Source organism: Hymenobacter bucti, from assembly GCF_042681145.1.
In the GTDB taxonomy this organism is placed as follows: Bacteria; Bacteroidota; Bacteroidia; order Cytophagales; family Hymenobacteraceae; genus Hymenobacter; species Hymenobacter bucti.
Window position 1 is genome coordinate 1082970 of record NZ_JBHUFD010000003.1, and the last position, 9032, is coordinate 1092001.

8 protein-coding genes are annotated in these 9032 nt (G+C 61.3%); 4 read left to right on the forward strand and 4 right to left on the reverse strand.

Going from position 1 to position 9032, the window contains the following annotated elements:
* Positions 1 to 41: 41 nt before the first annotated feature.
* From ACFSDX_RS12200 to ACFSDX_RS12210, 3 genes are all read right to left on the reverse strand, one after another.
* Positions 42 to 1316 (reverse strand): MFS transporter, encoded by a 1275-nt coding sequence (locus ACFSDX_RS12200; RefSeq protein WP_382313758.1) that lies wholly within the window; start codon positions 1314 to 1316, stop codon positions 42 to 44.
* Positions 1317 to 1433: 117 nt separating this feature from the next.
* Positions 1434 to 3584 (reverse strand): cation:proton antiporter domain-containing protein, encoded by a 2151-nt coding sequence (locus ACFSDX_RS12205; RefSeq protein WP_382313761.1) that lies wholly within the window; start codon positions 3582 to 3584, stop codon positions 1434 to 1436.
* 10 nt (positions 3585 to 3594) lie between these two features.
* Positions 3595 to 4185, reverse strand: a complete 591-nt coding sequence (locus ACFSDX_RS12210; RefSeq protein ID WP_382313764.1) for a hypothetical protein — start codon at positions 4183 to 4185, stop codon at positions 3595 to 3597.
* A gap of 279 nt (positions 4186 to 4464) precedes the next feature.
* Here ACFSDX_RS12210 and ACFSDX_RS12215 point away from each other — a divergent pair, with 279 nt between their 5' ends.
* Positions 4465 to 5283, forward strand: a complete 819-nt coding sequence (locus ACFSDX_RS12215) for a polysaccharide deacetylase family protein (RefSeq protein WP_382313766.1) — start codon at positions 4465 to 4467, stop codon at positions 5281 to 5283.
* A 115-nt stretch (positions 5284 to 5398) separates the two neighbouring features.
* Entirely contained in the window at positions 5399 to 6502 is a 1104-nt protein-coding gene (locus tag ACFSDX_RS12220; protein ID WP_382313768.1) for an acyltransferase family protein, read from the forward strand.
* A 6-nt stretch (positions 6503 to 6508) separates the two neighbouring features.
* Here the strand turns inward: ACFSDX_RS12220 and ACFSDX_RS12225 are convergent, their stop codons facing one another.
* The gene (locus tag ACFSDX_RS12225) at positions 6509 to 7192 is read right to left on the reverse strand and encodes an HAD family hydrolase (RefSeq protein ID WP_382313770.1); all 684 of its coding nucleotides are present in this window, start codon (positions 7190 to 7192) and stop codon (positions 6509 to 6511) included.
* A gap of 100 nt (positions 7193 to 7292) precedes the next feature.
* Between ACFSDX_RS12225 and ACFSDX_RS12230 the strand changes: the two genes are divergently transcribed.
* The gene (locus tag ACFSDX_RS12230; RefSeq protein ID WP_382313772.1) at positions 7293 to 7949 is read left to right on the forward strand and encodes a CatA-like O-acetyltransferase; all 657 of its coding nucleotides are present in this window, start codon (positions 7293 to 7295) and stop codon (positions 7947 to 7949) included.
* Between the two features lie 139 nt (positions 7950 to 8088).
* Complete coding sequence (locus tag ACFSDX_RS12235; RefSeq protein ID WP_382313774.1) at positions 8089 to 8223, forward strand: aldo/keto reductase; 135 nt, start codon at positions 8089 to 8091, stop codon at positions 8221 to 8223.
* The last annotated feature ends 809 nt before the right edge of the window (positions 8224 to 9032 follow it).

Genomic DNA, 9032 nt, shown 5'->3' on the forward strand with positions numbered 1-9032 from the left:
CTGAATACCGTAGCCTGGCTGGCTGGCCTGACCACCCGCACCTAGGCGCCCGCCAGTGCGGGCTGCGGCCGGCGCTCGGCGGCCGCAGCCGAGCCCGTTTCGCGCAGCAGCAAGCTAGCCAGAACGGCCAGGCTGGTGCACGCTATCCAAAACAGCCCGCCCTGCTGGAAGTGGGCGCCGGGGTCGGCGGTGTGGCCCAGGCTCTGGCCGTAGTAGCGGGCAAAGAGCGGCCCCAAGAGCGCTGACACGCCGAAGGTGAGGAAGTTCATAGCCCCCGTAGCGCTGCCTTTCACGTGGTCGGGGTTGGCTTCTTTGATGATGGAATACGGTATCATGGCCGCGCCCGAGGCCACGCCAAACAGCAGCAGGCTGAGGTAGAGTGGCAGTAGCGCGGGCCAGAATAATTGCTGCAAGCCCATCAGTATCATGCCCGTGGCGCCCAGCAGCAGCACCGGCTTGCGGCGGCCCAGGCGGTCGGCGAGCCACCCTAGGGCGGGGCAGCCCACCACCCAGCCCAGCGGCACCATCGAGCAGGCCCAGGTGGCGGCGGCGTAGCTCATTTGCTGGTCTTGCTGCAAGGCCGCCACGCCCCAGTTCATGGCAAAAATGGTGGTGGGCGCGAACAACAGCCCCGCCACCAGCCCGCACAAGTACGACTGCGGATTACTAAATACAATTTTGTACGGCCCCAGCCACCCGCCCGGCACCGCCGGCTGCGCGGCCTGCGCACGAGCGTCGTTTGGGGTGATGAAGTACAGCGCCACGCCCGTCGCCAGGTTGGCCAGCCCCATCAAGACCCAAAACAGCCGCACCTCAAACCCCTGGTGAATGAGCGGCCCCACCGCCGACTGCCCCAGCGCGCCGCCCAGCATACCCAGGCACTGCGTGGCCCCGATGGCCGTGGCCAGCGACCGCGCCTGAAACCCGCGCGACGCCAAATACACCGAGCCCGTGAAGGCAAACGCTGACCCCGCGCCTTGCAGCAGCCGGCCGCTGTTGCCGGCCACCGAGCCCGGCAGCGCAAACAGCAGGCAGCCCAGCGCCACAATGCCAATGCCCGCGGGCAGCGCGTACTTGGCGCCGGTGCGGTCGAGGGCGATGCCCGCCACCAGCCCCGCCACCGAATACGTGTAGTAATAGGTACCTAGGATGGCCCCCACCCCCGCCGCATCGACTCCGAACGTGTGCGCCAGCTCGGGTATCATCACCGCCGGGCCCGACCGCACCGCGTACTCCAGAAAGTAAAACAGGAGCGAGAACACCCACGCAATCACGTAGGGCCGGGTGGTGCGGGCGGGGCTGTTTTGGTCTTCCATGCGGGCAGTTTTTACTTTCTGAAACTGCCTGCGAAAGCTAAAGGTTGGCCCCGCCCGTACCGCGCCCGCCCGCCTGCCGTCGGCCCAAGCCCCTAGGTTGGCCTGAGAGCTAGCCCACTAGCGCGGCTGCTTTCGCCGGCTCAGCAGGCCTTTAAAATAACTCCTCACGCCGTGCGCCTCCTCCTCCGGAATAGCCGCGGCCAGCTCCGGCGCGCCAGCCTCCAGCGGCAGCTGGTGCGGAAAGAGCAGCAGAAAGCTGTTCTCCGTAAAATAGGTAGCCAGGTAGTAGGGCAGCCGCGCCAGCTGGCGCAGGTAGGAGGCGTGGCCGGGCCGCGACGACACAATGAGAAACAGGTCGTTGGCCTGCACCTGCTTGCTGAAAATCAGGAAGTCGTCCCAGTTATCGAAGGGCTGGTATTGCACGTTGGGCGAGGTGGCAGCGGCCGTGTTGTGCTCCCGGATGACCCCTAGGGTGGCCGGGTGCGCGTGCCAGACCAGCGGCAGCGCGGCCTCCTTGGCAATGGTGCGCACGGTGTGCAGCCAGTGGTCGAAGCCGGCTTCGAGCTCGGCCTGGGGCGGCACCACGGCCACCAAGCGACCTAGGGTGTTGAGCGGCTGCCGGGGCTGGTACACGAACAGCTCCTCGCTGGTGCTTTCGAGCACTTTCTCGGCTACCGGACCCAGAAAATCGTGGGCCGTGAAGGAGCGGTGCAAACCCAGCAGCACGCTGGTAATCTTCTGTTCTTTAATACTGTAGATAATGCCATTGCTACGGCTGGCATCGTAGCGGATGAGGGGCAGCACCTTGTTTTCGGTGGCGGCGGCGTGGCGCTGGGCTTGCTCCAGCATCTTTTTACCGGCCGCCTCCTGGGCGTCGGCCTCGTCGTCGCTCACGATGTGCAGAGCGTACACGGGCACCGCGCTTTTGCGCGGGCGCAGCAGCAGGCTGAAATCGACCATTTCCTCCACGGTATCGGGGTAAGCCAGCGAAACCAGGATTTTCTCGCCGGTTTCGGCGGGGTCGGCGGCGGTGTCTTCGGCCAGGGCCAGCGTGCGGGCCGACTTCTCGACCTGAAACGAGCTAACGGCGCAGCTCACCAAAATGAGAATAATAGTGCCGTTGAGCACGTCCTCGTCAAGCAAACGAATGGGGTCGCCGTTGGGCGTTTCGCCGATAATAATGTTGTAGCCCACCAGAATAATGGCCAGCGTAGCCGCCGCGTGCGAGCTGCTAAGCCCGAAAATCAGGTCGCCCTCGGTGGGCGTCAGGCGGAAGGCTTTCTGAGTGATTTTGGCCGCCACGTACTTGGTCACGATGGCCACGAACACGATAACGGCGGCCACTTTCAGCGCCCCAGTGCCTTTCACGAGCACGCTGACATCGACCAGCATGCCCACCCCAATCAGGAAAAAGGGGATGAACAGCGCGTTGCCCACGAAGTCGATGCGGTTCATAAGGGGCGAGGAATGGGGCACGAACTGATTGAGCACCAGCCCGGCAAAGAAGGCGCCGATGATGGCCTCCACGCCCGCCGCCTCGGCCAGAAAGGCCGCCAAGAACACCATAGCAAGCACGAAAATGTACTGCGAGACGCTGTCGGTGAAGCGCTTGAAAAACCAGCGAATAATGATGGGAAACCCGAAGAACACGATGCCCACAAACACCAGCGACGACCCACCTAGGCGCACCCAAAAAGCGGCGTCGGCGGTGCCCTTGGTCATACCCGAAATGGCGGCCAGGATGAGCAGCGCCAGAATGTCGGTAATCATGGTGCCGCCGATGGTGAGCGTCACGGCCCGGTTGCGCGTGACGCCGTAGCGGCTGGCGATGGGGTACGACACCAGCGTGTGGGTCGAGAACATGCTGGCCAGCAGCACCGACGCCATTACGCTGTAGCCCAGCACGTAGTGGCTGGCTAGCACCCCGCAAGTGAGCGGCAGCACGAAGGTGGCCAGGCCAAAAACCATAATCTTGTTGCGGTTCTTCTTGAACTCGCTCAGGTCGATTTCCAACCCCGCCAGAAACATGATGTAGAGCAGCCCCACCGTGCCAAAGAGCACGATGCTGCTGTCGCGCTGCAGCAGGTTCAGGCCATAGGGCCCCACCAGCGTGCCGGCCAGAATGAGGCCGATAATGTGCGGCACCTTAATGCGTTGGAGCAGAATGGGCGCAAACAGAATAATAAATAAAACCAGTGAAAAGATGATAACCGGGTTTTTCAGCGGCAGCGAAAAATCCAGCGCATTCAGGAGGAGCGTCAGTAGCATCGCGGCGGATTTAGCGTGAAAGAAGGGGCTGCGGCGCCCGCGTAAGGGTGAGCGCGTACACGATGCGGCAGTTGTCGGGCCGGTTTATTTCGCGGCGGCCTTCGAGGCGTTGGTCAGCGGTGAGCTGCAACTGGGCCGTGATGATGGCATCGGGCAGGGTTTCGCCGGCCTGGTGCTGGGCCGTGAGCAGCAGCTCGCTGCCTTGCAGCCGGCCGCTGTACACGCGCACTACCTTGCTACCTACCGAGGCGCGCACCAGCACCTGGCCCTGCTCGGTGCTGAACTCCCACTGCTCGTTTTTGCTGTCGCCGATGGCCGAGCCGGCGCAGTCGGTTTCGATGCAGTTCATGCGCGTAGCCCAGGTGCCGGCCAGACGCACCAGCGCCGTATCGACCAGGGGCAGGCCGCGCACACTGTCCACGGCCTGCTGAGCCTTTTGGTCGGCTTGCTCGCGCAGGGTCAGAGCCTTTTCGCGCAGCAACAATTCTTGCTCGCGGTGGGCTAGTTCGGCTTCCTTTTTTTGCAGGCGCTGCTCGCGCTCCTGGTTTTGGCAGCCGGCCAGCAGCAGGATTCCCAGCGGTAGTAAAGCAGTTTTTTTCACGCGGTACGGGTGGTTTGGCGGGGCACTTTCGGCAGCGCTCCGCCCCTTTTAGTACGGCAGCAGTGAGGCATAGTTGAGCAGCGGCGCCGGCCGGGTAGTGGCGGCAGCCAGCCAAACCAGAGCCATATTATTATTTAAACTTCTTTTTAACAGTAGTTTATTATCAACACCCTAGGTAGGTACAGCCGGTAACTTGCGGCCCCTAACCTGGTCGGGAGCGATAGCGCCGCCGCCATTATGGTTTGCACAGTAGCGAGCGGCTGGCCGTAAGTTTGCCCCATGCGTTTGCTAAAAAATCTCCTCCCTGCCCTACTGCTCGCCGGCCCGGCCGCCACTGCCCAAACCAGCCCCTCAGCGGCGGTGTGGAATAACAAGCAGTGCGCCGTGGTACTGACCTACGACGACGCCATCGACGTGGACCTCGACAATGTTATTCCCGCCCTTGACTCGGCCCGGCTGCGGGGCACGTTTTACCTGATTGGCTCGGCGGCGGCCGTGAGTAAGCGGCTGCCCGAGTGGCGCCGGGCCGCCCAGCGCGGGCACGAGCTCGGCAACCACGCCCTGTTTCATCCCTGCGACGGCAGCTTGCCCGGCCGCGGCTTCGTGACGCCCGACAACGACCTGAGCAAGTACACCGTGAGCCGGGCCGTGGCCGAAATCCGCGCCACCAATACGCTACTCACCGCTATCGATGGCAAAATGGCCCGCACGTTCGCCTACCCATGCGGCGACCGCCAGATTGGCGGCGTGAACTTCTACGACCAGCTCAAAACTGATTTTGTAGCCGCCCGCGGCGTCACGGGCGGCCTGCCCACGGCCGCGCAGGTCAAGCTCGATGATGTAACCTGCTACAGCATCAACGGCCAAGATGCCAAGTACATGCTAGACCTAGTGAAGCAAGCGCAGCAGTCGCACACGCTGCTGGTGTTTCTGTTTCACGGCGTGGGCGGCGGCCACCCGCTCAACGTGGACCTAGGGGCGCACCGCCAGCTGCTGCGCTACCTCAAGGCGCACGAAAAGGAGATTTACGTAGCCCCGCTGGTGGAGGTAGCCGAGAAAATCCGGGCGGTGCAGGCGGGTCCCGCCGCCCGCAAGTAACCCAGGCGTTGCAGGCAGGGCGGGGCGGCTACCCCGGAAATAAGTTAATTGCGAGGGTTGATGCAAATAGCGAATAATTCGCATCCTTTATTTTCCATCAGCACCATGCCACCCCGTGAAAACCGAGCTTAGCGCCCTTACTGGCCTGCGGGCACTTGCTGCGCTCATGGTCTTTGCGTTCCACGTGCACCTGCGCAATCCCATGCTCTTTTTGCCGTGGTCGGCCCGCAACCTCGTAAGCCAGGGCGCGCTGGGGGTCACGGTGTTTTTTGTGCTTTCCGGCTTCCTGCTCACCTACAGCCACCTGCCGGATTTTGCCGCGGGCCAGCTTCCTACCGGCGCTTACTTCAAGCGCTTTATGCGCAAGCGCTTGGCGCGCATCTACCCGGCCTACCTCGCGGGCCTGCTGCTATTCGGCGTAACCGTGGCCGCCACCCACAGCGCGGCCTGGCAGCTCGCCTGGCCTACCGTTGTGGCTGATTTAACCATGACCCAAACGCTTTTCCCATCCCTGGCGATGGACTGGTACGGCACGGGGGCGTGGTCCATCTCGACCGAAATATGCTTTTACCTTAGTTTCCCCTTGCTACTGCCGCTGCTGCTCCGCATTTCATCACCTAGGCTGCTTAAGGTGCTGCTGGCTATAATTATTCTGGTGGGGGCAGGCGGCGGCATGGCTTACCAGTTCTGGCCGGCGCGCATCGGGTACAGCCTCATGTATACCCACCCGCTGTTTCGGGGCTCCGAATTTATCGCTGGCATGCTGGCCGGAGTCCTCGTTTTTCGGTTTCAGTGGCGGGTCAGCGAGTGGGCTGCCCTAGGTTTGGTAGGAATAGCCAGCGTCTACATTGCCGAGCGAGCGTACTGGTTGGAAGGGTTTGTGGCGCACAACTGGCTGGTGGTGCCGGCCATCGTGAGCCTGGTGGCGGCGCTGGCCGATGCCCCCCGCACCAAGGTGCTGCGGCTTTTGGCGCACCCCTGGCTGGTGTACGCGGGGCGCCTGAGCTATTGCTTTTACCTGGCACAGCTACCCTTCTTCGTGCTGCAAGACATTCAGCTGGAAGCTCACCAGCCGCTCACGGCGTGGTGGTGGTCGGGGCCGGCGGTATTTGGGGCTACCACCGTGGTGGCAGTACTACTGCACCACGGCGTGGAACTACCCGCGCACCGCTGGCTGCTGCCCAAGGGCCAGAAACTCCCGGTTACTGCCAAAGCCTAGGGCCCTTCAAGGTAAGTAACGGAGCACTTCGGCCAGCTGGGTCACTTGCTGAAATTCCATTCCCACGAGCTCGGCATCCGACACTTGCTCATGAATCCAGGTGGCGTGGTAGGGCACGTGGATGGCCCGGTAGCCGAGGCGCACCACGGGCAGCACGTCGGACTTGAGCGAGTTGCCAATCATGATAAAATTGTCGGGCGTGGCTTGGTAGCGCTGAAAAAGGCGCTGGTATGTGGGCTCATCCTTTTCGCTCACCACCTCCACGTGGTCAAACAAATCGCCGAGGCCTGAGCGGGCCAGTTTGCTTTCCTGGTCGAAAAGGTCGCCCTTGGTGAGCAGCATCAGGCGATGGCCGCGCAGCCGCAGTTCGGGCAATACCTCGGCCACGCCCGGCAGCAGTTCAATACGGAAGCGCAGCAAGTCCTTCCCTAGGTCAAGCAGCTGCTGAATATCAGCGCTCGTCACGGCCCCTTCGGTAAGCTGGATGGCAGTTTCTATCAGCGAGAGCGTCAGCGCCTTGGCCCCGTAGCCATACAGCGCCATATTACGCCGCTGCACGGCATACATCTGGGGTTGCAGCGTGGCAGGGTCGCCGCAGTGGGCCAGAATATCGAAGAAGGTGGCCTCTACCCGGTCAAAATGCGGCTGGTTGGGCCACAGGGTATCATCGGCGTCGAAGGCAATAAGCATACTAGCGAGTAGGCAGTGACCCATTGCCAGCAAAAGTGCCTGGCAACGGCTACCTAGGCCGCAAAGGTAAGTAGGCCTCCCACCGCCGACCTTTACGGCCATGAAACAACTTGTAGATTTGGCCAGCTGGAACCGGCGCGAACACTTCGAATTTTTCTCACGCTTCGAAGAGCCCTTCTTCGGACTAGTAGCCAACATTGACTGCACCCCCGCCCTGGCCGAAGCCAAACGCCTGGGCATGCCATTTTTTCTGTACTACCTCTACCACGCACTGCAGGCCGTCAACCACGTAGAGGCCCTGTGCTACCGCATTGAGGAAGGGCAGGTATATAGCTACGACCGCATTCACGCCTCGGCCACCATCGGGCGGCCCGACCACACCTTTGGCTTCTCCTTCCTTGAGCTGCACGAGGACCTAGGCGACTTCGTACGAGCGGCCTCCGCCGAAATTGCGGCCGTGCAAGCCAGCGAGGGCCTGCGCCTGAGTCCCGCCACTGCCCGGCTCGATGTCATCCATTTTTCGGCCTTGCCGTGGGTGCGCTTCACCGGCCTCACGCACGCCCGCAGCTTCGCGCACCCCGATAGCATGCCCAAGATTTCGGTGGGCCGAACCTACGTGGAAGGCGCCACCATGCTCATGCCAGTATCAGTCAACGTCCATCATGGCCTGGCCGATGGCTACCACGTCGGGCTATTTCTAACTGAGTTTCAACGGCGGCTGGGCTATCCTAATGCGGATATCCCAAACCCAGGCTGACTTCAGCAGGTTCACCTAGGACACCGTCCCCCCACTCGCGCGCCATACCAACAACCATTACCATCGCTCCTAATTCCGCTTATCCGCTCACTGTTAATCGCCTGGACTACGGCACCATGTGCCTCACCGGCCCCGGTATATGAGGCAAGCCCGCCGCCGGCTTCAGGCGCTGGAAATCATGAAAACTGCCGTAGCCAATGGCGTCAACTTTATCGACAAGGCCGATTATTACGGCGAAGACGTAACCAATCGGCTTATCACGGAAGTGCTTTAAACCTACCCTAATGACTTGGTTATCTGCATAAAAGCAGGTACTACCCGCCGGCCTGATAAAAGTTAGGTATCCTTCAACATGCCCGCCAACCTCCGCACCAGCATCGATACAACTTGCGCACGCTCCGGCAAGAGCAGGTGTAGCTCGTGTACGTGCGGCTGATGGGCCACAGCACCGTACCGCTAGCCGAGCAGTTGGGCCCCATATTCGAGTTGTAACAGGAAGGCGAGATTCAGCACGTTGGCCTCAGCAACGTAAGCCCCAAAGAACTAGCAATGGGCTTGCAACTAGGCGAGATTGCCACCGTCGAAAAAATGTCTAGCTACGCGCAACATACTACCTCGCACGACGGCCACAGCGGAAACCGTGGTGGTGAGGAAGTTTTGGGCTTGTGCGAAGCGTACAGCATTCCACTAATACCATATTTCTCCCTAGTACACAGCCTATTCAGACCCGATAATAAGCTGACGAAATTAGCCCTCCAATGCGGCATATCAGAAGCGTAATTAAACCTAGTGTGGCTACTACACAAATTACCGATTTTGTTACCCATTCCGGGCACCTCGTCGCTAGCTTACCTGCGCAAAAACCTCGTCGCATCCACTATCGAACCGAGTACTGAGGAGGTGGCATACTTAGGCTAGTTTTTGCCAGCGTAGTAGTGGCCAGTACGCCATCATAATTTCAGCAATACGGCAGGGATACTGTGTACTTGCTTGGAAAAAGGCCCCAAACGCAAAAGTCCCCTGCCGGTCGCTGGTGAAAGCGACGCGACAGGGGACTCACGTGTAAAGTTGGCGGCGACCGAC